The organism is Gordonia iterans, from assembly GCF_002993285.1.
In the GTDB taxonomy this organism is placed as follows: Bacteria; Actinomycetota; Actinomycetes; order Mycobacteriales; family Mycobacteriaceae; genus Gordonia; species Gordonia iterans.
In genome coordinates this window covers 3568618-3591312 of the sequence record NZ_CP027433.1, presented here as the reverse complement: position 1 = coordinate 3591312, position 22695 = coordinate 3568618, and the positions used below count along the sequence as shown (strand labels likewise).

At 67.4% G+C, this 22695-nt stretch carries 28 protein-coding genes; 22 read left to right on the top strand and 6 right to left on the bottom strand.

Going from position 1 to position 22695, the window contains the following annotated elements; all coding sequences use genetic code 11:
* Positions 1 to 155: 155 nt before the first annotated feature.
* Positions 156 to 1265, bottom strand: a complete 1110-nt coding sequence (locus C6V83_RS16175; protein ID WP_105943262.1) for a CaiB/BaiF CoA transferase family protein — start codon at positions 1263 to 1265, stop codon at positions 156 to 158.
* A gap of 202 nt (positions 1266 to 1467) precedes the next feature.
* On the opposite strand from C6V83_RS16175, the gene mftE reads away from it, so the two are divergent.
* The 4 genes from mftE to C6V83_RS16155 all read left to right on the top strand — a co-directional run bounded on the left by mftE (position 1468) and on the right by C6V83_RS16155 (position 5627).
* Positions 1468 to 2208 (top strand): mycofactocin biosynthesis peptidyl-dipeptidase MftE, encoded by a 741-nt coding sequence (gene mftE, locus C6V83_RS16170; protein ID WP_105943261.1) that lies wholly within the window; start codon positions 1468 to 1470, stop codon positions 2206 to 2208.
* Positions 2205 to 3608, top strand: a complete 1404-nt coding sequence (mftF, locus tag C6V83_RS16165; RefSeq protein ID WP_105943260.1) for a mycofactocin biosynthesis glycosyltransferase MftF — start codon at positions 2205 to 2207, stop codon at positions 3606 to 3608. Before mftE ends, mftF begins: the two co-directional genes overlap by 4 nt.
* A complete protein-coding gene (gene mftG, locus C6V83_RS16160; protein ID WP_105943259.1) occupies positions 3608 to 4939 on the top strand; it encodes a mycofactocin system GMC family oxidoreductase MftG in 1332 nt (443 codons plus the stop codon). Before mftF ends, mftG begins: the two co-directional genes overlap by 1 nt.
* Before the next feature lie 367 nt (positions 4940 to 5306).
* Positions 5307 to 5627: a GIY-YIG nuclease family protein gene (locus C6V83_RS16155; protein ID WP_105944022.1), complete on the top strand. Its 321-nt coding sequence runs from the start codon at positions 5307 to 5309 to the stop codon at positions 5625 to 5627.
* A gap of 222 nt (positions 5628 to 5849) precedes the next feature.
* Here C6V83_RS16155 and C6V83_RS16150 read toward each other — a convergent pair whose 3' ends face one another.
* The 5 genes from C6V83_RS16150 to C6V83_RS16130 form a co-directional block, all read right to left on the bottom strand.
* A complete protein-coding gene (locus C6V83_RS16150; protein ID WP_105943258.1) occupies positions 5850 to 6569 on the bottom strand; it encodes a vitamin K epoxide reductase family protein in 720 nt (239 codons plus the stop codon).
* A complete protein-coding gene (locus C6V83_RS16145; protein ID WP_159067545.1) occupies positions 6566 to 7306 on the bottom strand; it encodes a DsbA family protein in 741 nt (246 codons plus the stop codon). The genes C6V83_RS16150 and C6V83_RS16145 overlap by 4 nt, the downstream gene beginning before the upstream one ends.
* Before the next feature lie 111 nt (positions 7307 to 7417).
* Positions 7418 to 7927, bottom strand: coding sequence for a hotdog fold domain-containing protein (locus tag C6V83_RS16140; protein ID WP_105943256.1), 510 nt, complete (start codon positions 7925 to 7927; stop codon positions 7418 to 7420).
* 198 nt (positions 7928 to 8125) lie between these two features.
* A complete protein-coding gene (locus C6V83_RS16135; protein ID WP_105943255.1) occupies positions 8126 to 9763 on the bottom strand; it encodes an acyl-CoA synthetase in 1638 nt (545 codons plus the stop codon).
* 225 nt (positions 9764 to 9988) lie between these two features.
* Positions 9989 to 10309, bottom strand: a complete 321-nt coding sequence (locus C6V83_RS16130) for a hypothetical protein (RefSeq protein ID WP_159067544.1) — start codon at positions 10307 to 10309, stop codon at positions 9989 to 9991.
* A 246-nt stretch (positions 10310 to 10555) separates the two neighbouring features.
* Here C6V83_RS16130 and C6V83_RS16125 point away from each other — a divergent pair, with 246 nt between their 5' ends.
* From C6V83_RS16125 to C6V83_RS16040, 18 genes are all read left to right on the top strand, one after another.
* Positions 10556 to 11362 (top strand): glycosyltransferase, encoded by an 807-nt coding sequence (locus C6V83_RS16125; protein WP_159067543.1) that lies wholly within the window; start codon positions 10556 to 10558, stop codon positions 11360 to 11362.
* A gap of 79 nt (positions 11363 to 11441) precedes the next feature.
* Positions 11442 to 12227: an SAM-dependent methyltransferase gene (locus C6V83_RS16120; protein WP_105943252.1), complete on the top strand. Its 786-nt coding sequence runs from the start codon at positions 11442 to 11444 to the stop codon at positions 12225 to 12227.
* A 405-nt stretch (positions 12228 to 12632) separates the two neighbouring features.
* The gene (gene rpsJ, locus C6V83_RS16115; protein WP_005936758.1) at positions 12633 to 12938 is read left to right on the top strand and encodes a 30S ribosomal protein S10; all 306 of its coding nucleotides are present in this window, start codon (positions 12633 to 12635) and stop codon (positions 12936 to 12938) included.
* A gap of 14 nt (positions 12939 to 12952) precedes the next feature.
* Positions 12953 to 13609: a 50S ribosomal protein L3 gene (rplC, locus tag C6V83_RS16110; protein ID WP_105943251.1), complete on the top strand. Its 657-nt coding sequence runs from the start codon at positions 12953 to 12955 to the stop codon at positions 13607 to 13609.
* Complete coding sequence (rplD, locus tag C6V83_RS16105; RefSeq protein ID WP_105943250.1) at positions 13606 to 14265, top strand: 50S ribosomal protein L4; 660 nt, start codon at positions 13606 to 13608, stop codon at positions 14263 to 14265. The genes rplC and rplD overlap by 4 nt, the downstream gene beginning before the upstream one ends.
* A gap of 2 nt (positions 14266 to 14267) precedes the next feature.
* The gene (gene rplW, locus C6V83_RS16100) at positions 14268 to 14573 is read left to right on the top strand and encodes a 50S ribosomal protein L23 (protein ID WP_105943249.1); all 306 of its coding nucleotides are present in this window, start codon (positions 14268 to 14270) and stop codon (positions 14571 to 14573) included.
* A gap of 34 nt (positions 14574 to 14607) precedes the next feature.
* A complete protein-coding gene (gene rplB, locus C6V83_RS16095) occupies positions 14608 to 15444 on the top strand; it encodes a 50S ribosomal protein L2 (RefSeq protein WP_105943248.1) in 837 nt (278 codons plus the stop codon).
* 17 nt (positions 15445 to 15461) lie between these two features.
* Entirely contained in the window at positions 15462 to 15743 is a 282-nt protein-coding gene (gene rpsS / locus C6V83_RS16090) for a 30S ribosomal protein S19 (RefSeq protein ID WP_105943247.1), read from the top strand.
* A gap of 2 nt (positions 15744 to 15745) precedes the next feature.
* Entirely contained in the window at positions 15746 to 16156 is a 411-nt protein-coding gene (gene rplV, locus C6V83_RS16085) for a 50S ribosomal protein L22 (protein ID WP_105943246.1), read from the top strand.
* Between the two features lie 2 nt (positions 16157 to 16158).
* Complete coding sequence (gene rpsC, locus C6V83_RS16080; RefSeq protein ID WP_105943245.1) at positions 16159 to 16968, top strand: 30S ribosomal protein S3; 810 nt, start codon at positions 16159 to 16161, stop codon at positions 16966 to 16968.
* Positions 16969 to 16971: 3 nt separating this feature from the next.
* The gene (gene rplP / locus C6V83_RS16075) at positions 16972 to 17388 is read left to right on the top strand and encodes a 50S ribosomal protein L16 (protein WP_105943244.1); all 417 of its coding nucleotides are present in this window, start codon (positions 16972 to 16974) and stop codon (positions 17386 to 17388) included.
* The gene (gene rpmC, locus C6V83_RS16070) at positions 17388 to 17621 is read left to right on the top strand and encodes a 50S ribosomal protein L29 (RefSeq protein WP_005936737.1); all 234 of its coding nucleotides are present in this window, start codon (positions 17388 to 17390) and stop codon (positions 17619 to 17621) included. Before rplP ends, rpmC begins: the two co-directional genes overlap by 1 nt.
* Positions 17618 to 17899, top strand: a complete 282-nt coding sequence (gene rpsQ / locus C6V83_RS16065) for a 30S ribosomal protein S17 (protein WP_105943243.1) — start codon at positions 17618 to 17620, stop codon at positions 17897 to 17899. Before rpmC ends, rpsQ begins: the two co-directional genes overlap by 4 nt.
* Positions 17900 to 18105: 206 nt before the next feature.
* Positions 18106 to 18468 (top strand): hypothetical protein, encoded by a 363-nt coding sequence (locus C6V83_RS16060; RefSeq protein ID WP_105943242.1) that lies wholly within the window; start codon positions 18106 to 18108, stop codon positions 18466 to 18468.
* A gap of 24 nt (positions 18469 to 18492) precedes the next feature.
* Positions 18493 to 19068, top strand: a complete 576-nt coding sequence (locus C6V83_RS16055; RefSeq protein ID WP_159067542.1) for a sulfotransferase family protein — start codon at positions 18493 to 18495, stop codon at positions 19066 to 19068.
* A 284-nt stretch (positions 19069 to 19352) separates the two neighbouring features.
* The gene (locus C6V83_RS16050) at positions 19353 to 19985 is read left to right on the top strand and encodes a hypothetical protein (protein WP_105943240.1); all 633 of its coding nucleotides are present in this window, start codon (positions 19353 to 19355) and stop codon (positions 19983 to 19985) included.
* Between the two features lie 238 nt (positions 19986 to 20223).
* On the top strand, positions 20224 to 21861 hold the full coding sequence (locus C6V83_RS16045; protein WP_407646187.1) for an ATP-binding cassette domain-containing protein: 1638 nt from the start codon (positions 20224 to 20226) through the stop codon (positions 21859 to 21861).
* Positions 21858 to 22694, top strand: coding sequence for an ABC transporter permease (locus C6V83_RS16040; RefSeq protein ID WP_105943239.1), 837 nt, complete (start codon positions 21858 to 21860; stop codon positions 22692 to 22694). Before C6V83_RS16045 ends, C6V83_RS16040 begins: the two co-directional genes overlap by 4 nt.
* Position 22695 lies beyond the last annotated feature (1 nt).

Here is a 22695-nt window from a genome sequence, read left to right as displayed (position 1 = left end):
GACTGTGTGTCGTCGCAGGCTCCGCCACGCGCTCAGGACAAGCGTCGCTACTCGACCACCGACGGGCTTCTGCGTCACCGACGGGCTCGGGCGACGCTCCCTGTTGACGGTCGAGTAGCCGACGCGAACGAAGTGAGTGTCAGCGTATCGAGACCTCAGTCGTTCCAGAGGGCGGCCGGGTCGGTGGCGGTGCGGGCGGGGGGCTCCGGCGTCTGCGTGGCCGAGCGGGAGAACCGCGGGGCCACCTGGGCCTGCATCACGCCGTCGATCTCCACGAGCGTCCCGCGGGCGGCCAGGTGCGGATCGTTCGGCGCCTCGGTGAAGTCCAGGATCGGCGCCACGCAGGCATCGGTGCCGTCGAACACGGCGGTCCACTCGTCGCGGGTCTTGGTCTTGAACGCCTCGGCGAAGCGCGCCTTGGTCTCCGGCCAGCGCGATGCGTCGATCTGGAGGCCGAGCGACTCCGCGTCGATCTCCAGCAGCTCGAGGAACTGCGCGTAGAACTGGGGCTCGATCGGAGCGACCGACATCCACTTGCCGTCGGAGGTCTCGTATACCTCGTAGAACGGCGCGCCGGTGTCGAGGAGGTTGGCGCCGCGCTCGTCTTTCCACATTCCGGTGCCGCGGAACGACCACATCATCTGGCCGAGTACCGAAGCGCCGTCGACCATCGCGGCGTCGATCACCTCGCCCTTGCCGGAGACTCCGCGCTCGATCAGGGCGGCCAGGATGCCGACCACCAGGAACATCGATCCGCCGCCGAAATCTCCGACGAGATTCAGTGGGGGAGTGGGCTTCTCGTCTGCGCGACCGATCGCGTGGAGCATTCCGGTCAGCGCGATGTAGTTCATGTCGTGCCCGGCGAGTTGGGCACGAGGCCCGTCCTGACCCCAGCCGGTCATCCGGCCGTAGATCAGGCCGGGGTTCACCTCCTGCAGGTCGGCCGGCCCGAATCCGAGCCGCTCCATCACGCCGGGGCGGAAGCCCTCGATGATCACGTCGGCCTTGGCGACGAGGTTCAGGATGGTCTCGCGATCGGCCGGGTTCTTCAGGTTGGCCTCGACGACGCGGCGTCCGCGCAGGAGCACGTCGGCATTTCGGTCTTGGTCGGGCAGCTGGCCGGGGCGCTGGACGCGCACCACGTCGGCGCCCAGGTCGGCGAGGAGCATCGCAGCGTGCGGGCCGGGGCCGATTCCGGCGAACTCGATCACGCGGATGCTGGCGAGGGGGCCGGAACGGCCCGAAGGCGTGCGCGGAGCGCTCATGGAGGTCCTCCAAATTAGGTACAAATGATGACGCTTGTATCAAGGGTCAGGATGTCACACTGTGATGCAGCCAACCGTAGCCGTGTGATGCAGGTAACTCCTGGGGCCGGTGGTTCTCCAGGGACGCGCCAGAGGTGCGCGCCGCAATTCCACCCGTTCCCGACGGTTCACCCAAGCGCCGCACGTGGGTAGAGTCGGCGCAATGAACGACGTGCCGGAGCTCTCTTCGGCCGTGTGGCCAGAAATCGGGGGATCGGCGGTGACATTGGTGGTTCCTCTCGGTTCGGTGGAGCAGCACGGTCCACATCTGCCTCTCGATACCGACACCCGGATAGCTGGGGAGGTGGCACGCCGTGCGGTGTCCGCGCTCGCGGCGAAGTCCGCCGATGCGGAGGGCGGCCGTGCCGCAGACGTCCGGCTCGCACCTTCGATGCCCTACGGCGCCTCGGGCGAGCACGAAGGCTTTCCGGGCACGGTGTCCATCGGGACCGAGGCGCTCACCTCGGTGCTGCTGGAACTCGGCCGCAGCGCATGCCGCTGGGCCGTGCGACTGCTCTTCGTCAACGGGCACGGCGGCAACGGCGCGGCCGTGCTGGCCGCTGTCGGAACGCTGCGCGCCGAGGGCCGCGACGCCGCGTGGTTCCCCTGTGCGTTCCCGGATGCCGATCCACACGCCGGGTTCACCGAAACATCTGTGCTGCTTGAGATCTCGCCGAATGATGTGCATATGCACGCGGCCGAGCCGGGGGACGTCCGCCCGATCACGGACATCATCGGGGAGTTGCGCTCGGTGGGAGTCGCGGGCGTCAGCCCGAACGGCGTGCTGGGCGATCCCACCGGTGCAACCGGTGCGCACGGCGCCCGCCTGCTCGACGTCGCGGCCGCGCGTCTGGCAACAGCCGTGGACCGGTGGGACGTCGACTCGTCGGGCAGGCTGCGATGACCGGACCGACCGACGTCGATCTCCCCGACGGGTTCCAAGTGCAGATCGACTTGCGCTGCGCGCGCAACGGGGACCTGCGCTACCTCATCGGTGGTTCGCCCACTCGGGTCCTCAAGCTCTCCGACAGGGCGCTCGGCATGACCTCGGCGGATGGCCGCATCGCCGTGCACGACTCGTCGACTCGCGCGTTGGCACGCACTCTGCTGGACTCCGGAATCGGGTTGCCGCGACCGATGTGCGGTCCTTCGACGGAGTCGGTGACCGTCGTGATTCCCGTGCGCGACAATCAATCCGGGGTCGACGCTCTGGTGAAGGCGCTGGCCGGAAAGCGCGTGATCGTCGTCGACGACGGCTCCCCAGATCCCATCCGCGCCGAGGGCGAGCGGGTCACCGTGATCCGGTTCGACGAGAACCGCGGCCCCGCCGCCGCCCGCAACGCGGGTGCGGCCGCCGCCGAAACCGACTTCGTGGCCTTCCTCGACTCGGACACGCTGCCTGCCTCCGACTGGCTGACCATGCTGCTGGCGCACTTCTCCGATCCGCGCACCGCGATCGTCGCGCCGCGCATCATCGGCCGCCACACGCCGGGCCGCGCGTCCACCGTCGTCAAGTACGCGAACGCGCATTCGTCGCTCGACATGGGGCCGAACGAGGCGCCCGTGGTGCCGGGGTCGGCGCTGGCGTACGTGCCGAGCGCGGCGATGGTGGTACGGCGCAGCGCCTTCCTCGGGTTCGACGAATCGCTCCGGGTGGCCGAGGACGTCGACCTGTGCTGGCGCACCCACGAGGCCGGCTGGCGCGTCTATTACGACCCGGTGGCGCAGGTCCGGCACGACCACCGCGAGGGGTTGCGTCAACTGCTCGACCGGCGCCGGTTCTACGGCACCGGGGCTGCCCACCTGGCCAGCCGGCACGGGCCGACCGCGGCCCCGGTGATGTCGACGGCATTGGTCGCGGTGGCAGTGGTCGGCCTGTTGAGCCGCACCAAGCTCGGCTGGCTGGTCGCGGCGGTGATCATGCTGACGTCCCTGTACAACACGAGGAAGCTGCTCGACGGTGTGCCGGGACGGGAGATCATCGCCACGCGCGCGGTCGGGCGCGGACTCGGCTTCGGCCTGCTGCAGGCGGCTCAGGCCTTGCTGCGGCACTACTGGCCAGTCACGCTGATGGTGGCCCTGGTCTGGCCGCGTTTCCGGAACCTGGTGTGGCAGTTGGCTATCGCCGAGGGCGTGATCGCCTGGGTGCGCAGTGAGGTGATGGAGTCGCGGATTCCGACCGTCGGGCCACTCGGCTACATCGTCATGCATCGCCTCGACGATCTCGCCTACGGCACCGGCCTCTGGCAGGGCGTGATGACCGAGGCGAGCCCGACGGCGTTGCGGCCCCGGCTGAGAGTCTGATGCCGGTTCCGGTCGACGTCGCGGTGGTCGGCGCCGGGACCGCGGGCTGCATCGTGGCCGCCCGGCTCGCCGGAGCCGGAAGATCCGTGCTGCTGCTGGAGGACGGTCCGGCCGCGCTGCCCGGACCCGAGGTGACCAGTCTGGCGCAGTTGCCCGTCGGCGGCGCCGGGGACCGGGTCGTGCGCTGCCCGGAGGTGCGTGGCCGGCCGGTGGTGCGCGGGCGCGGGCTGGGCGGGTCGTCGTGCGTCAACGGCGGCTACTTTCTGCGTGCCCACCCGGACGATTTCGCGCGCTGGCCTGCGTGGTGGACTCCGTCGCGGATCGCCGATGCCTACGACGCGCTCGACGGCGGCGACCCCGGCGGCGGACTGTTGTCGGTGACCCCGTTCGACGACGACGAACTCGGTGACGTGCCGCGGGCGTTCGAGAACTACTGGGGTGCGAGGCTCGGCGCGGCATCCGACGGCGTGTGGCCGCGACCCGGCCTGGTCCGGGTGCGGAGCAACCGCGTCGACGGTCGCCGGCTGAGCACCGCCGAGGCGCTGCTCCTCGGACCGGAAAGGGTCCACGCGCCCGGCCGGGCGGGCGGTGTCGGGCGGAGGCCGGGACTCACGATTCGCGGCGGCTCGTGGGTGGAGTCCCTGGTGCACGACGGGCGCCGGGTCACCGGAGTGCGGGCCGGCGGCACAGCGATCGCGGCCGGGGAGGTGATCCTGTGCGCGGGCGCGCTCGGTACAGCGGCACTGCTGCAGCGCAGCGGACTGCTGGCGCCGATGGGAGTTCGGGCCCTGATTCCCCGTGAGCACGCCGAGCGGGTGGTGCGCTTCACGCCGCGCCGCGAGGTGGCGGCTCCGGCGCTGCTCCAGTCGGTGGTCCACACCGACGCCGGGATTGAGATCCGTTGTTACGGAGATGATTTCGCGCGGTTCATCGGGGGATTGGAGCCGCGTGGAGTACCGATCGGCGTGTCCGACATGGCACATCCCGCTCGTGGATCCGTCGTCGGAACGGAGCTCGATCTCGGCGAGCCCGACGAGGTGTCTGCCGCCCGGATGTCGAGCGCTGTCGACGCCGTCGTCGACATGCTGGATTCACCGGAGTTCTGCGGCCTGGTGGTGCCCGGTTCGATCTCGGTGGACTCGGTGACGGGAATGTCGCAGCACGCGTCGGGAACGCTTCCGCTCGGCAGCGTCGTCGATCATCTCGGCGGCGCGCTGGGTGTGTCCGGCCTCCGGGTGGTCGACGGATCTGTGGTGCCGGGCGGCCTGCGCAGCGGTCCGCACGCGACTATCGCGATGGCGGCATGGGCGATCGCCGGCGAGATCGCCTGACGCATAGCAGATTTCGACCCTCGTACAGGTGTGTCGGGGTGTGGTCTCGATACGTCGACCAGCGAGGAGGCGTCCAGCGTCGGGGTGGAGCCCCTATTGGTGGTCGTGTGCTGCGGGGTGTTGCCCCTGTTGGCGGTCGTGTGCTGCGGGGGTCTCGATACGTCGGCCCTCACTTCGTTCGCGCCGATTACTCGACCAGCGAGGAGGCGTCCGGCGTCGGGGTGGAGCCCCTTTTGGTGGTCGAGTAGCCGACATGAACGGAGTGAACGTCGGTGTATCGAGACCATCTGTGGACAACTCTGTCGCGGGGACCTCGCCTGTGGACGACGTGGTCGCGGCGTGGCGGACACGCGCGAATGATGAACGCATGCCCGGGTACATGTACATCCTGCGATGCGCCGACGATTCCTACTACGTGGGGAGCACTCGAGATCTCTATCGTCGCGTTCAGCAGCACAACGCAGGCGAGGGCTCCGCGTACACGCGGCGACGACTTCCAGTCGAACTCGTCTACAGCGCCTACTTCGATTCGGTCGCCGAAGCGTTCGGGATGGAGAAGCGCGTCCAGAACTGGTCGCGGGCCAAACGGCAGGCTCTGATCGACGGAGACTTCGACCGCCTGCCCGCTCTGGCGAAGAAGCCGCGGCGCAAGCGGACGGTCGAGCCGGGTGGGCCGTCGACGGGCTGACGCCGGGGTCTCGATACGCCGGCACTCACTTCGTTCGTGCCGACTACTCGACCACCATCGGGGGGCGCCCGGGGGTTGAGGGTGTCGCCTGCTCGACCACCATCGGGGGCCGCCCGGGTGTCGCGGGTGCCGATTACTCGACCACCATCGGGACGGCGACCCGGGTGTTGAGGGTGTCGCCTACTCGACCACGATCGGGGACTCCTGGACCGCCGTCGACGGTCAGAAGAGGCTGACCCAGTAATCCCAGAAGCGCTCGCCGGCCGCGATGATCACCACCAGGTACCAGAACGCGAGGACCATCCATGAAGCGTCACGGATGATCTGCCCGCGGGGACCGTCGCCCAGTGCGCGCGAGAGACTCAGCACCAGCACGATCGGCGTGACGGCCCAGACCACCATGCAGTAGGGGCACAGGGCGCCGATCCGGTAGATGCTCTGGAACGCCAGGTAGTTGACGAACACGAAACCCAGTGCGGTGCCGAGAGTCTGGCCGATCCAGTACCAGCGGGGCAGCGACACTCGTCCCACCGACAGCACCGCGGTCACGATGATCACGGCGAAGGCGGGCAGGCCCAGCAGCGGGTTCGGGAAGCCGAAGAAGCGCGCCTGGTCCGTCACCATGACGCTGCCGCACGAGAGGATCGGCGAGAAGTTGCACGACGGGTCGAACGCCGGATTGATCAGCAGCTCGATGCGCTCGATCGTCAGTGTGGCCGATGCGACGAGCCCGAGGATGCCGCACACGAGCAGTACCCAGGCGCTGACGACGCCGACCGGGCGCGGCGCACCGAGGGCGCCTCCGCCGTCGGAAGGAGCAACAGCTGCCGCGCCGTCGTCGGAGGGTGCGGCGGTTACCGGTGAGGTGTCCGCGGACGACCCCGCCGATACCGGATCAGCTTGCGAGACTTCGTCTTCGGGACGGGTCTCGCCGGAGGTCACTGGGCGGCCTCGATGGCGGCGTCGATCTTGGCCTTCATGTCCTCGGTGTTCTGCCACTCGACGACGGTGCCGTTGATCTTGACCTGCGGGGTGCCCTGGAAGTCCGGCGCGCTCATGATCTTCTTCGAGTTCTCGTCGATCCACTTCGAGAACTGCAGGCCTTCGACGCAGTCGGTGATGCCGTCGATTCCGGAGTCCTTGGCCAGGGAGATCAGCTTGGAGTCGGACAGTCCTGCGCCGCCCTCGGTGGGCTGGTTGGCGAACAGGATGTTGTGGTACTCGAGCCACTTGTTCATGTCGCCGTCCTTGCCGGTGGCTTCGGCGACGCACATCGCGGCGTTGGCCGACCGGGTCGAGTAGCCGATCGAGCCGCGGTCGAGCATGTTCAGCGTCTGGTAGTCGATCGCGACCTTCGGATTGTCGTGGTAGGACGCCAGGACCGGGCCGCCGGTCTTCTCGAACATGCCGCAGGCCGGGCACTGGAAGTCTTCGACCACGTTGATGATCACCGGCGGAGTCTGATCCTTCGGTGCGGAGGTGACGCGGATCGCGCCGTCGGGGGTCACCACGGAAGGCACGTCCGAACCGCCGGTGCGGGACTCGTCGCTGCCGCGGTTGACGATCACGACGATCACCACGACCGCGATCAGCGCCAGCACCAGAACGGCGGCCACGGTGAGCAGGATGGAGCGGCGTCGCTCGGCGGCGCGGGGATCGATCACACGGTTCTGACTCACGTCAATTGGTCCTTCATTACGTGTCCGTCCCGCTCTCGGCGGGAATTTTCTCGCCCAACATTACTGCGCGTACCTGAGAGGAGAACAGGGCCGTTCGCCCGACTTCTCAGGTCAGGCCGGGGTGACCCACGTCGTGATGTCCGCGTGGACCACTTCGGTCCCCGAGGTGTCGCACACGCGGACCGAGACCACCACGTCCGCGCCGTCGCCCAGGGCGGCGAAGTCGATCGGCACGGCGGACCCGTCGTCCGCTGTGCCGGCCTCCCGCGCGAGTTCGGCGTGGGCGGTGAGACGAGTCGTCGCCTTGGCCAGGTACTGGACGTTCATCGCCTTCGGGATCCATCGGTGCGACGACGGGACGGTGGCCTCCATCAGCATGCCCATCGCGGTCTCGGCGAGATTGCAGGCGGCGATCGCGTGAAACGTGCCCAGGTGGTTGTGGACGCCGAACCAGTTGGGCGAGACCACCCGGCAGTAGCCGGGCCGCATCTCCTGGACCAGCGGCAGCACCGTGCCGAAGTACGGCACCTTGGCGATCATCCCGGCGGAGAACAGCGCGTTCCCGAGCAGGTTGGCGGGCAGGCGCTTACGCAGCGAGTACGTGGGGGAGTCGTGGCTCATGGCGCTATCTTACCGGCGAGTCAGGTCGGTATGGATAGGCGACCGCCGAGACGGTCGGTCTCGATACGTTCCTCGGCTGGCGCCTCGTCACTACTCGACCACCAGCTAAGGGTCTCGTCGCTACTCGACCGCCGGGTGTGGAGGGTGGTGGTCGAGTAGCTGGGGCGAACGAAGTGAGTCGCGGCGTATCGAGACCGCCTACTCGTCGAGCGGGCCGGTGGGGAGGAGTCGTCGTACCAGCTTGCCCGTCGGGTTGCGGGGCAGGTCCTCGACGAAGACCACGTCGCGCGGGACCTTGTAGCGGGCCAAGTGCTCCTTCACATAGGCGCGCAGGGCGTCGGGATCCGGAGTCGATCCAGGGGTGGGCACGATGAACGCGCGCAGCCGCTTGCCGAACTCGACGTCGTCCACGCCGATCACCGCGACGTCGTCGACGTCGTGGTGCTCGGCCAGCAGGTTCTCCACCTCGAGCGGGTACAGGTTCTCGCCGCCGGAGACGATCATGTCGTCGTCGCGGCCGGCGATGTGCCACAGGCCGTGCTCGTCGACGAAGGCCATGTCGCCGGTCGACATGTACCCGTCGATGATCTCCTTGTTGCGGCCGTCGGAGTAGCCCTCGAACGGGGCACCGTTGCGGACGAACAGGCGGCCGCTGACGTTGACGTCGTCGATGCGCTTGCCGTCGTCGTCGAACAGCGCGAGGTAACTGCTGACCGGCGGCTTGCCGACAGTGCCCGGTGCCAGGCGCAGGTCCGCGGGCTGCGCGACGGCGGCGATCGCGACCTCGGTGGATCCATACAGGTTGTAGAGGACGTCGCCGAAGGTGTCCTGGAACTCCTCGCAGAGCACCGGGGGGAGCGCCGAACCGGCCACCACGACGGTCTTGAGCGACGACGTGTCGTACTTGCCGATCACCTCGGGGCCGAGCGCGAGGATCCGGTGCAGCATGGTCGGCACCGCGACCAGCACTTCCGCCTTGTGCCGGTCGATGGCGGCGAGGGTCTTCTCGGCGTCGAACCGCCGCAGCGTCACGGTCTCGTTGCCCAGTGCCGTGCCGACGGCCCAGGTCGCGAAGCCGGTGGAGTGGAACAGCGGCGAGACGATCACCATCGACTTCTGCTTGGGCAGTGGGATCCGGTCGAGCACCAGGGCGCTGGTGAACGGCGAGAACTTGGACCGTTGCGCGCCCTTGGGGAGGCCGGTGGTGCCGCTGGTCAGAATGATCATGCCGCCCCAGGTCTTAGGGCGCGGGGGAAGGGTGGTGCGGCCGGTCGAGACGACGTCGTCGAGGGTGCGCGCCTGCGGGTGCAGCGGGCGCTTGCCGTCGACCCAGGTGACGATGCGCGGCATCTCCGGCAGGGTGTCGGCCAGATCGGCGAACTCTTCGTCGTACAGGATCGCCTGCACGTGCTCGCGCTCGGCGACCTCGGCGAACTGGGTCGCGCCGAAGCCGGTGTTCATCAGTGCCAGCCGGATCCCGGATCGGCCGACCGCGCACTGGGCCATCGGGATGGCGCGGTGGTCGCGGGCGATGATGCCGATCACCGTGCCGGGTCCGAGCCCCTGGTCCAGGAGGGTGTTGGCCAGTGCATTGGCCTGGTCGCTCAACTCGCGCCAGGTGAGGGTGCCGCGTTCGTCGGAGACGGCGGGCAGGTCGGGGATGTCCTCGGCGTTGTGCCCCATGACCGTGGCCATCGGGCCGATCACCTTGCTGCTGCGGATCGCGTCGATCACCCGCCCGGGCCGCTTGTAGTCGGTGACGCCGGCCTCCCGGAGCACTCGGCTCGCACCGAGCGTGTCCTTGAGCTGTTCGAGTTTGTAACCCAGCTTCGACATGGAGTGCAATCCCCTGACTCGCGGCCCGCTCGCCGCGTTAGATGTCCGATTTTTCAGGTGTGTCGCCGGTCACGGTACTTGTCTCCGGCGGCATGCGCCATACCTGAGTCCGTCCGGGTCCCGATAACTGATAACACAAGTTATCTGATTGCGTGCCGAACGGCGACGGACGGTCGTCCGACAGCCGACGTCTGCCGAGCTGCCAGCCCGAACGAGAGCAATCGTCTACCAGGCGCCCGCGACGCCGATCAACCCGAGCGTCACGAGACCGACCGCGACAATTGAGGCGACGACTCGGGTTCGACGCCGACGCGCACGGACGGACGTGACTCCCCAGATCGCAGCAAGAATCAACAGGACGACGGTCCACATGAACCATTCCGCCATCAGGGCGAACGAATTGCTGGCATCCAGCGAGCCGCCCGGTGCCCGCTTCTCTCTCCATGTCATCAGGACGACGCCTGCGATCGACGCGCCGATCGCCGCGGATGCGCCGACGGCCGCTGCGGTCGCGACTCTGCCCGCGAGGTCGCGTCCGGGTTCCATGGCGGCCGAGTTCATATTTTCGTCTCCGCCCATGTTCCCTCGGGGAGGCCGCTCCACCGATGCGACGCCGGTTCCGTGCGCGTGGTCGGTGTCGGACCGCGGGCATGCACGGTCGACGACGCCGCCTGCGGCTGATCTCGTCGATTCGGATCCGTCGCCGGGGGTGGTTGACGAGGCGCGATCCCCGGCCGAATGTCACGTGTTCGGCCGACATCGCCGGAGGGAATCCGCTGCTACGTTGAGCGCGTGAGAATCTCGCTCGTCATTCCCTGCTACAACGAGGCGTCGATGATCGGCGAATGCCTGGCGTCGGTCGCGGCTCAGCAGCGTCCGTTCGACGAGGTGATCGTCGTCGACAACAACAGCACGGACGGCTCGCTTCAGGTGGTCGCCGACTACGCGGACCGGCTGCCGATCCGCGTCCTCACCGAGAAGCGGCAGGGCGTCGCCTGGGCCAGCCAGGCGGGCTATGACGCTGCTACCGGCGACGTCATTGCGAGAATCGATGCGGACAGTCGACTAGTCCCGCAGTGGGCGGATGTCCTTGATCGGTATCTGGCATCGCACACCGACGTCGATGGTGCCGGTGGCTTCTGCTATTTCTACGACATCGACAAGCTGAATCTGCGAGACCGTGCGTTCGCTCGGGCTGACAAGTTCGGAGTGGAGCCGATCGGCACTGCGCGGCTGGTGCCGGGTAACAACATGGCGTTCCGACGTGAAGCATGGCTGCGGGCCAGGGCCTTCGTGAAGAATGTGCCTGGAACTCACGAAGACATCGACGTTTGCTTTGCGCTGGAAGACGCCGGGTGCCGGCTCGCGAGCCTGCCTGGACTGCTCGTGGGTCTGTCTGCGCGTCGTTTCGCGAGCTCGCCCGCCTCGATGGCCCGCTATCTCTGGGCCATCGGGCGGACCCAGCACGTTCACGGGCGCCGCAAGGACACACTCCGTTTCGCGCTGAACATGCCTCTTGTGCTGGCCCAGGTGACGGTCCACGGGGTTCTCGCCCGCCGGGCCGGGCTGCCTCGCACGCGCGTGACACCCGTGACGTGAGCGGCCGTTCGGGCGGATAACCGGCTCAGGAAAACGGGGAACTCCCGGGGCCATCGATCGGGCGTGTCATGGTGGTGGGGTGAGTTCACCCGGTCCCGAGCAACTGGCAGTCTTCGAGCGCGCGCACGGCGACCTGCCCCGGCAGGCTCCGGGCTCGGCGGCGACGACCGAGTTGCTCCTCCGCATCGCCGGCGGCGCGCTCCCGCCGGAGCCGCGGATCCTCGACATCGGCTGCGGGCCGGGAGCGTCGAGCATCCCGCTGGCGCAGCTCACCGGCGGCTCGGTGCTCGCCGTCGACGTCCACCGGCCGTTCCTCGACGCCGTCGAGGAACGTGCTCGCGAGGCCGGCGTCGCCCATCTGATCGAGGTGCTTCAGGCGCGGATGCAAGAGCTGCCCGTCGAACCGGGAAGTATCGACCTGATCTGGGCCGAGGGTTCGGCGTATCTGATGGGGTTCGACGAGGCGCTCGCCGCGTGGCGCGGGCTGCTCGCGCCGGACGGCGTGGCGGTGCTGACCGAGGCCGAGTACGTGACCGCCGATCCGTCTGCCGGCGCCCGCGCCTTCTGGGAGGCGGGGTATCCGGCCATGCGGACTACCGCGCAGAACGTCGCCGCATGCCAGCAGGCGGACTGGGATGTGCTCGGCGTCTATCTGCTGCCGAACTCCGACTGGCTCGAGTACTACGGGCCGTTGCACCTTCGCGTGGAGCAGCTGCGCAGCGAAGGCGTCGACGAGGCGTTGCTGGCGCCGATCGTGGAAGAGATCCGGGTCCGGCAACTCTACGGCCGGGACTACGGCTACACCGGGTACGTGCTGCGGCCGCGGCAGATCGCCGTCGGCGGACACTCGTACGGGGTGGGGTAGCGCCTGACAGGTGGCGGTCGGCGGGCCGTCGTGCGTAGTGGGACAGGCGAGCCGGGCGTCGCGGTGGTGTAGAACCGGGCAGGATTTGTGGTCCACGTGCGACGTCGTGCATACTGGTCAGGTTGCCTCCTGTGAGGCGATGAAACTCCACCGGACCACGAACGTGGATCCGGGCGTGTAACGCGTGCGCTTTTCGCGAAGCGACGGCCCGACACGCCCGACCGCGGGTGCCGGGGGAAGCGTACAACGACGAAAAGAACAGCGTCGATCGCGCCCGTATCCCGGGCCGTGGTCATGTGGCTCCGTTGCCGCCCGCCTGCCCCGAGTTCTGCGAGGGGCGCACGGGTGTGAGTCCACGCGGTGTTCTTCCTCGTCGAGAGACATCCAGACGGAAGAGGACACAGCGTGGCGGGACAGAAGATCCGCATCAGGCTCAAGGCCTACGACCACGAGGCGATCGACGCTTCGGCGCGCAAGATCGTGGACACCGTGACCCGCACGGGTGCACGCGTGGTCGGCCCGGTGCCGTTGCCCACCGAAAAGAACGTGTACTGCGTCATCCGTTCGCCGCACAAGTACAAGGACAGCCGCGAACACTTCGAGATGCGCACGCACAAGCGACTCATCGACATCCTCGACCCGACGCCGAAGACGGTCGACGCGCTGATGCGCATCGACCTCCCGGCCAGCGTCGACGTCAACATTCAGTGACGGGGGACTAGAACATGAGCAACCAGACTGCAAAGAAGGGCCTGCTGGGCACCAAGCTCGGCATGACCCAGGTCTTCGACGAGAACAACCGGGTCGTCCCGGTGACCGTCATCGCGACCGGCGGCAACGTCGTCACCCAGCTTCGGACCGACGAGCGCGACGGCTACACCGCCGTCCAGCTCGCCTACGGCGCCATCGACCCCCGCAAGGTGAACAAGCCGGTCTCCGGCCAGTTCGCCAAGGCGGGCGTCACCCCGCGCCGCCACCTCGCCGAGATCCGCGTGCAAGACGTCGCGGACTTCGAGGTGGGCCAGGAGCTCGGCGCCGATCTGTTCGCCGACGGCGCCAAGGTCGACGTCACCGGCACCTCCAAGGGCAAGGGCTTCGCCGGCGTCATGAAGCGTCACGGCTTCGCCGGCCTGGGCGCGAGCCACGGTGCGCACCGCGTGCACCGTGCACCGGGTTCCATCGGTGGCTGCGCCACCCCGGGTCGCGTGTTCAAGGGCATGCGGATGGCCGGCCGGATGGGCAACGACAAGGTGACCACTCAGAATCTCACCGTCTACAAGGTGGATGCTGAGGCCGGTCTCCTGCTGATCAAGGGCGCGATCCCCGGCCGCAAGGGCGGCATCGTGGTGGTTCGCGACGCTGTGAAGGGTGGCGACAAGTGAGCACCGAAACCGCAACCAAGCTGACGCTGGACGTCCGCACCCCGGCGGGTGGCACCGACGGCACCGTCGAGCTGCCGGCCGACCTGTTCGACGTGGACGCGAACATCGCGCTCATGCACCAGGTGGTCGTCGCGCAGCAGGCCGCTGCGCGACAGGGCACGCACTCGACCAAGACCCGCGGCGAGGTCCGCGGCGGTGGCGCCAAGCCGTACCGCCAGAAGGGCACCGGCCGCGCCCGTCAGGGTTCGACCCGCGCACCGCAGTTCGTCGGCGGTGGCACCGTGCACGGTCCGCAGCCGCGCGACTACACGCAGAAGGTCAACAAGAAGATGAAGGCTGCCGCTCTGCGCAGCGCCATCTCCGACCGGGCGCGCAACGAGCGCATCACCGTGGTGACCGAGCTCGTCGAGGGGCAGACCCCGTCGACCAAGGCCGCCCGGAAGTTCCTGGAGTCGATCTCGGACCGCCGCAAGTTCCTCGTCGTGCTCACCCGTGAGGACGAGGCCGCTCGCAAGAGCATCGCGAACCTGCAGAACGTTCACGCCATCGCTCCGGACCAGCTGAACACCTACGACGTCCTCGACTCCGATGAGATCGTCTTCAGCGTCGAGACGCTGAACGCCTTCATCGAGGCGAATACCAAGAAGGAGGGCTGAGAATGGCTACGCACGCAGATCCGCGCGACATCATTCTGGCGCCGGTGATCTCGGAAAAGGCCTACGGCCTGCTGGAGGAAAACCAGTACACCTTCCTGGTGCACCCGGATTCCAACAAGACGCAGATCAAGATCGCCATCGAGAAGATCTTCGACGTGAAGGTCGCCAGCGTGAACACGAACAACCGTGAGGGCAAGCGCAAGCGGAACCGTTACGGCTACGGCAAGCGCAAGGACACCAAGCGCGCCATCGTGACGCTGCGCGAGGGCAGCAATCCCATCGAGATCTTCGGGGGCCCGGTCAGCTGACCGGAGCGCTCTTGAGAGAGGGACTTAATTAACTATGGCTATTCGTAAGTACAAGCCGACAACCCCGGGCCGCCGCGGCTCGAGCGGCGCGGACTTCTCCGAGGTCACCCGTGACCATCCGGAGAAGTCGCTGGTCCGCCCCCTGCACAGCAAGGGCGGGCGCAACGCGCACGGCCGGATCACCACCCGGCATCGCGGCGGCGGGCACAAGCGTGCCTACCGCGTCATCGATTTCCGTCGCAACGACAAGGACGGCATCAACGCCAAGGTCGCTCACATCGAGTACGACCCCAACCGCACCGCGCGCATCGCGCTGCTGCACTACGTCGACGGCGAGAAGCGTTACATCATCGCGCCGAAGAACCTGAAGCAGGGCGACATCGTCGAGTCGGGTCCCAACGCCGACATCAAGCCCGGCAACAACCTGCCGCTGCGCAACATCCCGACCGGTACCCAGGTCCACAACGTGGAGCTGCGCCCGGGCGGCGGCGCCAAGATGGCTCGCTCGGCCGGCGCCTCGATCCAGCTCCTCGGCAAGGAGGGTCCGTACGCGACCCTGCGCATGCCGTCGGGTGAAATCCGCCGCGTCGACGTGCGCTGCCGCGCCACCGTCGGCGAGGTCGGCAACGCCGAGCAGAGCAACATCAACTGGGGCAAGGCCGGCCGTATGCGCTGGAAGGGCAAGCGCCCGACCGTCCGCGGTGTCGTGATGAACCCGGTCGACCACCCGCACGGTGGCGGCGAGGGCAAGACCTCGGGTGGTCGCCACCCGGTCAGCCCGTGGGGCAAGCCCGAGGGCCGCACCCGCAAGAACAAGGCCAGCGACAAGCTGATCGTCCGTCGCCGTCGTACCGGCAAGAACAAGCGATAATTAGGAGGAGGTAAGAAATGCCACGCAGCCTGAAGAAAGGCCCGTTCGTCGACGACCATCTCCTGAAGAAGGTCGACGCGCAGAATGAGAAGGGCACCAAGCAGGTCATCAAGACCTGGTCCCGTCGTTCGACCATCACCCCGGACTTCATCGGCCACACCTTTGCCGTCCACGACGGGCGCAAGCACGTGCCCGTCTTCGTCTCGGAGAACATGGTCGGCCACAAGCTGGGCGAGTTCGCCCCTACCCGCACCTTCAAGGGTCACATCAAGGATGACCGGAAAGCGAAGCGCCGGTAACCATGGCTACTCAGACAGAGAACGCAGTACAGAGTGCGCGCGCGACGGCTAAGTTCGTCCGCGTCACCCCGATGAAGGCACGTCGTGTGATCGACCTGATCCGCGGCAAGAACGTCGACGAGGCACTGGACATCCTGCGGTTCGCTCCGCAGGCCGCCAGTGAGCCCGTCTCCAAGGTCCTCGCCAGCGCGATCGCCAACGCCGAGAACAACCTCGGCCTGGATCGTCGCACCCTGGTCGTGACCGAGACGTTCGCCGACGAGGGCCCGACCATGAAGCGGTTCCAGCCGCGCGCACAGGGTCGTGCCTTCCGGATCCGCAAGCGCACCAGCCACATCACCGTGGTGGTCTCGAACACCGGCGCCGCCGGCGACTCGAAGCGCTCGCGTCAGCAGAAGAAGAAGGGAGCCTAGTAGTGGGCCAGAAGATCAACCCGCACGGCTTCCGCCTCGGTATCACGACCGACTGGAACACCCGGTGGTACGCCGACAAGCAGTACGCCGAGTACGTCAAGGAAGACGTCGCGATCCGCAAGCTGCTGAACACCGGTCTCGAGCGCGCCGGCATCTCGGGCGTGGACATCGAGCGCACCCGTGACCGGGTCCGCGTCGACATCCACACCGCCCGTCCGGGCATCGTCATCGGTCGCCGCGGCGCCGAAGCCGACCGCATCCGCGGTGAGCTGGAGAAGCTCACCGGCAAGCAGGTGCAGCTGAACATCCTCGAGGTCAAGAACCCCGAGGCCGACGCTCAGCTCATCGCCCAGGGCGTCGCCGAGCAGCTCAGCAACCGCGTCGCATTCCGTCGCGCCATGCGCAAGGCCATTCAGTCGGCCATGCGTCAGCCGGGCGTCAAGGGCATCCGTGTCCAGTGCTCCGGCCGTCTGGGCGGCGCCGAGATGAGCCGCAAGGAGTTCTACCGCGAGGGACGCGTGCCGCTGCACACGCTGCGCGCCGACATCGACTACGGCTTCTTCGAGGCGAAGACCACCTTCGGTCGCATCGGCGTGAAGGTGTGGGTCTACAAGGGTGACGTCGTCGGCGGACGTCGTGAGCAGGCCGCGGCCGCTCCGGCAGCCGAGGACCGTCGTTCGCGTCGTCCGAGCCGCCCGCGTCGTTCCGGCTCGGCCGGGACCACCGGCACCAGCACCGAGGCCGGCCGCGCTGCGGCCACCGCGGAAGCCACCGCGCCTGCTCCCGAGCAGGCCGAGAACCAGGAGGGCTGAGGCATGTTGATCCCTCGTCGGGTCAAGCACCGCAAGCAGCACCACCCGAGCCTGAAGGGTCAGGCGAAGGGCGGGACCAAGGTCACCTTCGGCGACTACGGTATCCAGGCGCTGGAGAGCGCCTACATCACCAACCGTCAGATCGAGTCCGCTCGTATCGCGATCAACCGCCACATCAAGCGTGGCGGCAAGGTCTGGATCAACATCTTCCCGGACCGCCCGATCACGAAGAAGCCCGCCGAGACCCGCATGGGTTCCGGTAAGGGTTCGCCCGAGTGGTGGGTCGCCCCGGTCAAGCCGGGCCGCGTGCTGTTCGAGATGACCTTCCCCAACGAGCAGGTTGCTCGCGAGGCGCTGCGCCGCGCACAGCACAAGCTCCCCATGAAGACCCGGATCGTGACCAGAGAGGAGCAGTTCTGATGGCACTCGGAATCGCTGCTGGTGAGCTCCGCGAGCTCAGCGACACCGACCTGGTCGATCGCCTGAAGGAGTCGAAGGAAGAGCTTTTCAACCTTCGTTTCCAGATGGCCACCGGCCAGCTCGACAACAACCGCCGCCTGCGGACCGTGCGTCGTGAGATCGCACGGATCTACACCGTGATGCGCGAGCGTGAGCTGGGCCTGGCGTCCGGTCCGGAAGGAGACGACGCATGAGTGAGGACCAGAACGTGAACGTCGAAGAGCGCAACCGCCGCAAGGAGCGGATCGGTTACGTCGTCAGTGACAAGATGGACAAGACCATCACCGTGGAGCTGGAGGATCGCAAGAGCCACCCGCTGTACGGCAAGATCATCCGTACCACCAGCAAGGTGAAGGCGCATGACGAGAACGAGACCGCCGGCGTCGGCGACCGCGTTCGCATCATGGAGACCCGCCCGCTGTCGGCCACCAAGCGCTGGCGCCTGGTGGAGGTGCTGGAGAAGGCCAAGTAGGCTCTCTTTCGCTCCTGGAGCTGGTTCGCCGGCTCGTTGAGCTTGTCCATACCAGAAGGTCCGGTATCCCTGTTCGGGACCGGGCCTTCTGGCATCCGGTCTGCACTATTGTCGAACCGGGAGAGTTCTTCGTGCCGTGAGGCACGCAGATCGTTTGGTCGCCGCCGCACAGCGGTGCGGCGCGGTGGACCGGAAAGAGGGGGCGAATGCGCGGTCATGGTCGGCAGGCGGGCAGTCGGGACGATCACAGGTACACCGAGTGCTACGACATCGACACGCAATTGCGGATGTTGCGATTCGAGCCGAACAGCCCGTTGGTCCGCGCGCGGAGGATGGCGTTGGTGGCGCGCTGGTACGGGTTGAAGCACTACTGGGGGTACCCGCCGCCGGGGCGGATGTGGCTACGCAAGCTCGGAGGCGACAGAGTACTCCCCGACTTCGCGTGTGTGGGTTCGATCAAGAGCGGGACGTCTGATCTCGCGACCAATCTGTTCTCGCATCCGAGTATCGTCCCGCCTTTCGCCAAGGAGGTCTTCAACACGGATCCGGAGGTGTGGCGGGCGTACTAACCGACGGTCTCGGAGATGCGTCGTGTGCGCCGCAATACAGGGAACGCCCGCACGGGCCATTTCACCCCCGCGCTCACTTTTCTCGACCTGCCCGGCCGATACCGGGCGGCGGTGCCCGACGCCAAAGTGGTCCTGGTGCTGCGGGACCCGGTATCGCGGGCGTATTCGCAGTACAAATGGGAGCTGCTCGTCGGTGGCCCCGATGCTGCGGTCGCGCCGGAGTTCGTGTCGTACGCGGCGTTCGTGGAGGCGTCGTTGGCCGCGTACCCAGAGCCTGCTCCCACGTACTGCGGTCTGCCGTTGCTCCAATCCGGTGAGTACGACGTACTGACGGCAGCGTGGCTCGCCGCGTTCGGGCGGGACCGGATTCACCTGGTGCGTGCCGAGGACTACTTCGCGGATCCGGCCACCACGCTGGCCGGGATCTATGAGTTCCTGGAGCTCCCGGCGATCGACTTCGTGCCGGTGCCGAGAGTCAACGAGAATCCCTTGGTGACGCCGGGCGAGGATCCTGCGTCGAAGGCACTCCTTGCGGAGTTCTATCGACCTCACAACAGGCGCTTAGCGGAATCGTTCGGCCGCGACATGGGATGGACATGAGGTCGAAGCCAGGCAACTGAGTGGTGCCTTCGGCGACATTGGCTGCGGGCTCGACGTGGGGGAGTGGCGCATGTGATTCACTGGCCCCGATTCGGGTGACAACCGTGTGGACGAAATTCTGTCTCATTTGCCGTAAGAGTCCGTCTTCAGCGGGACCTGTGGCGCGATCCGCATTAGCATCGATGCTGATTCCCGACCGCTGACTCCCATCCTGATCGGCGGGACCCGAACCGTGGTACCCGACGATCCGGTCCGGCTGCGGCACGACGAAAGTTGATAGAAGAATGCGCCACCACCCGCGCGCGGCATGGCGCCGCGTCCTGATCGCACTGCTCGCCGTCGTGGCGCTTCTTCCGATCGCCGTCGGCGAAGCGGCCGCGAAGCCGGCCTCGCCCGACGAGGTTCGTGCGACCGTTCAGCGGAACCGGGACGACGTCAAGATCGCGGTGGCGAACGGCTCCGTGGCGGTCGAGGACGGTTACCTGCTGTTCAAGAACAGGGCCGGCAAGGTGGTGGACAAGCACAGCCTGATCTTCGTCGCGCCCAATAGGGCCGAGTACGACATCGCGGCGACCGTGCGGGGCAACACTGCGACCCTGGTGCCCAGCAAAGTGGCCAAGAAGCGTAAGCCGGGGCAGATCATCTGCGGCCCGCAGACGCGAGCGCAGCGCGATCATGAAGCGCGTCAGGCGCTGCTGACTGAAATCAGTATCTCGACCGCCATCGGCGCCCTGATCGGGACCGCAGTCGGTGCGATCCTCTCGATCGCGCTGACCGCCGGTGGCGGCCTTCCGATCGGCGTGCCGATCGGCGCTCTTGTGGGAGCCGGCATCGGCCTCGGAGGTGCCGTCGTCAACGGCGCTTTCGATCGCTACTTCAAAACGGTGAACAGCAAGTTCGAACCCAAGTGGTGCTGAGTCGCGATCGGTGGACGGCCCCGAGCGTTGGGGTCGGCCACGTTACCGGGGAGTAGACGTACGTTCGGTGGAAATTGCGTGCTGTTTCCCCTGGTCGCTGATCGAATGCTGTGTCATGCGTTACGAAGTGTGACGCTCACGACGATAGACTCATGGGTGGATTCGTCTGACGCCACGAAGCGGTCGGCGGCGGGGCGGTCGATCCTCACGACTGTACAGACCCAGCCGGAAGGACCACATGCAGGCTTTTGAGAGCCGTCCCGAAGGCGGGACGCCGCCTGAGCCGTCTCATGCCTCTGTGGGGCAGCGACCTCCGCGCGACCCGCTGGTCGACACCATGCCGTGGATTCCGGACGACGATCCGACGCTCACCCAGCTGCGGGCGTGGCGCGATCAGCTGAACAGCGACTCTATCGCGAAGCGGCAGCCGCTTTCTGGCGCCCCGAACGAGCCTGATTCCGCGACTCCGGGGTCCGGACCCGCGCCCGCGGGCAACGTCGGTGCCCACGCCGTCAAGTACGCCCGCGCCGGCGACGACGATCTGCCGAGCACCACATCCGGTGAACGCCGAGGCGCACCGCCACGCGGGGGAGGCGCCGCGGCGGCGGGTGGTCGCCGGCATCGGCGCGTCGGGCCGGCTGAGTCCCCGTCGACCGGTGCATGGTTGATTCCGGGTTTCAGCCGAACCCGGCCAGAGCCGTCGAGCATCGACGTCCCCGCCCCGGCGGTGGAGCGACCGCTGCCGTCGCGGCATCGCGCCGGCTGGGACGTCAGCGGCCAGAAAGAACAGAATCCTCCCGCCCCGATCGAATCCCGGGAGGAGTTCGTGGCGGCCCAATTGGCGACGACGGCCTTCCCCTCCCTGGATCTCGTCCCGGTCGGTGAGAACGTCGATCTCGAGATCGCCATCGAAGCCAATGGTCTGCGGAAGAAGTTCAGAGACTTCACGGCCGTCGACGGCGTGAGCTTTCAGGTCCCCAAGGGCCGGATCGTCGCGATTCTCGGGCCCAACGGGGCGGGTAAGACGACGACGGTCAACATGCTGTGCACCCTGCTCACGCCCGACGGTGGTTCCGCGTCTGTCGCCGGTCACGACGTGCAGCGCGAGGCGCCCGCTGTACGTCGAGCGATCACGCTGACCGGACAGTTCGCGGCCCTCGACGAGCAACTCACCGGTCGTGAGAACCTGGTGATGTTCGGCCGTCTGCTCGGCCTCACGAAGAAGAAGGCGCAGGTCCGGGCGGGTGAACTGCTCGATTTCTTCGGCCTGGAGTCAGCGGCCTCCCGCAAGGTCCGCGAGTACTCCGGCGGTATGCGCCGCCGCATCGACATCGCGTGCGGCATGGTGACCAGGCCGGAGGTGGTGTTCCTCGACGAGCCGACTACGGGCCTCGACCCGCGCAGCCGCCAGGACGTCTGGGCGTTCGTCGAGCAACTGCGTGCGCTGGGTGTCACGATCCTGCTGACCACCCAGTACCTGGAAGAAGCCGACATGCTCGCCGACCGCATCGTCGTGATCGACAAGGGCAAGGTGATCGCTGAGGGAACCTCCGACGAGCTCAAGGCGGCCACCGGAGCCGCCTACTGCGAGGTGACTCCGGTCCATCCCGCCTACGTGCACCGTCTCCGCGCGGCACTCGGCGACCTGCTCGGACCCACCGCGGCGGATCTCGACGTTCCGCCGGACGGCACCGTCTCGGTTCCGGCGCCCAACGGGCCGACGACCCTCGCGGAGGTGCTCAAGCGGGCGGAGCAGGACCAGATTCCGCTCGCCGACGTCGTGTTGCGCAGGCCTTCGCTTGATGAGGTGTTCCTGTCGCTGACCGATCCGGACGCGGGCGGCGCGGAGCCGACCGCCGCAGGGGACGGACGATGACGGCGGTCTCCGAGTCAGCCGACCTCGCAGTCGGGGATGCCGAGTGGTCGCCGCCACGGCCGAACGCGATTCAGCAGTGGTGGGTCCTGACGTCGCGCGGAATCCTCAACGCCTACCGAAACGGCGAGTTCATCTTCTGCTTCGTCTCGCCTGCGATGTTGGCGCTGTGCTTCTACCTGCCGCTTCGCCAGGTCGTGGATGAGGCTGCGAGCATCGACTACGCCCAGTTCCTGATGCCGATCATCATGCTCCAGGCAATGGCTTTCGTAGCGTCGTCGGCGGCGCTGAAGTCGGCGATGGACGGCCGAGCCGGGGTGCACGACCGCTTCCGGTCGCTTCCGATGGCAGCAGTGATTCCCTTCCTCGCACGCACAGCGACCATCGGGGTGCTGCTGCTGGTGGCCCTCGCCTTCGGCCTGATCTCGTGCCTGATGATCGGCTGGCGGCCGATCCCGGTCGACGAGTACGGCGGGGGTGTGCGGGGCGCTCTGATCGCCGTCCTGATCGTCGGTGCGATCGGCTGGGCGCTCTCGTTCATCTCGGACGGCATCGGCATGGTGAGCAGCAGTCCGACCGTGACGAGCCAGCTCGTCGCCTTTCCGACCCTGATCCTCGGAATGCTGTCGAGCGGATTCATGCCGCTGGCGCTGTTCCCCGAATGGATCCGCGGGTTCGTGCGGAATCAGCCGATCTCGCAGGTGGTCAAAGCGATGCGGGAGGCGATGGAGGGAACCGCGACCTGGGCGACCGTCAAGCCCACGTTCTGGTGGTTCATCGGGTTGGTGTCGATCGGCCTGCTGCTGTTCGGGATCGCGGCCAGGAAGGAGCGGTAGC

Bases quoted from the DNA above. Each gene is read 5' to 3' on its own strand.
- C6V83_RS16175 (WP_105943262.1), bottom strand. From the start codon at position 1,265: ATGAGCGCTCCGCGCACGCCTTCGGGCCGTTCCGGCCCCCTCGCCAGC.
- mftE (WP_105943261.1), top strand. From the start codon at position 1,468: ATGAACGACGTGCCGGAGCTCTCTTCGGCCGTGTGGCCAGAAATCGGG.
- mftF (WP_105943260.1), top strand. From the start codon at position 2,205: ATGACCGGACCGACCGACGTCGATCTCCCCGACGGGTTCCAAGTGCAG.
- mftG (WP_105943259.1), top strand. From the start codon at position 3,608: ATGCCGGTTCCGGTCGACGTCGCGGTGGTCGGCGCCGGGACCGCGGGC.
- C6V83_RS16155 (WP_105944022.1), top strand. From the start codon at position 5,307: ATGCCCGGGTACATGTACATCCTGCGATGCGCCGACGATTCCTACTAC.
- C6V83_RS16140 (WP_105943256.1), bottom strand. From the start codon at position 7,927: ATGAGCCACGACTCCCCCACGTACTCGCTGCGTAAGCGCCTGCCCGCC.
- C6V83_RS16135 (WP_105943255.1), bottom strand. From the start codon at position 9,763: ATGTCGAAGCTGGGTTACAAACTCGAACAGCTCAAGGACACGCTCGGT.
- C6V83_RS16130 (WP_159067544.1), bottom strand. From the start codon at position 10,309: ATGGAACCCGGACGCGACCTCGCGGGCAGAGTCGCGACCGCAGCGGCC.
- rplC (WP_105943251.1), top strand. From the start codon at position 12,953: ATGAGCAACCAGACTGCAAAGAAGGGCCTGCTGGGCACCAAGCTCGGC.
- rplW (WP_105943249.1), top strand. From the start codon at position 14,268: ATGGCTACGCACGCAGATCCGCGCGACATCATTCTGGCGCCGGTGATC.
- rplB (WP_105943248.1), top strand. From the start codon at position 14,608: ATGGCTATTCGTAAGTACAAGCCGACAACCCCGGGCCGCCGCGGCTCG.
- rpsS (WP_105943247.1), top strand. From the start codon at position 15,462: ATGCCACGCAGCCTGAAGAAAGGCCCGTTCGTCGACGACCATCTCCTG.
- rplV (WP_105943246.1), top strand. From the start codon at position 15,746: ATGGCTACTCAGACAGAGAACGCAGTACAGAGTGCGCGCGCGACGGCT.
- rplP (WP_105943244.1), top strand. From the start codon at position 16,972: ATGTTGATCCCTCGTCGGGTCAAGCACCGCAAGCAGCACCACCCGAGC.
- rpmC (WP_005936737.1), top strand. From the start codon at position 17,388: ATGGCACTCGGAATCGCTGCTGGTGAGCTCCGCGAGCTCAGCGACACC.
- rpsQ (WP_105943243.1), top strand. From the start codon at position 17,618: ATGAGTGAGGACCAGAACGTGAACGTCGAAGAGCGCAACCGCCGCAAG.
- C6V83_RS16060 (WP_105943242.1), top strand. From the start codon at position 18,106: ATGCGCGGTCATGGTCGGCAGGCGGGCAGTCGGGACGATCACAGGTAC.
- C6V83_RS16050 (WP_105943240.1), top strand. From the start codon at position 19,353: ATGCGCCACCACCCGCGCGCGGCATGGCGCCGCGTCCTGATCGCACTG.
- C6V83_RS16045 (WP_407646187.1), top strand. From the start codon at position 20,224: ATGCAGGCTTTTGAGAGCCGTCCCGAAGGCGGGACGCCGCCTGAGCCG.
- C6V83_RS16040 (WP_105943239.1), top strand. From the start codon at position 21,858: ATGACGGCGGTCTCCGAGTCAGCCGACCTCGCAGTCGGGGATGCCGAG.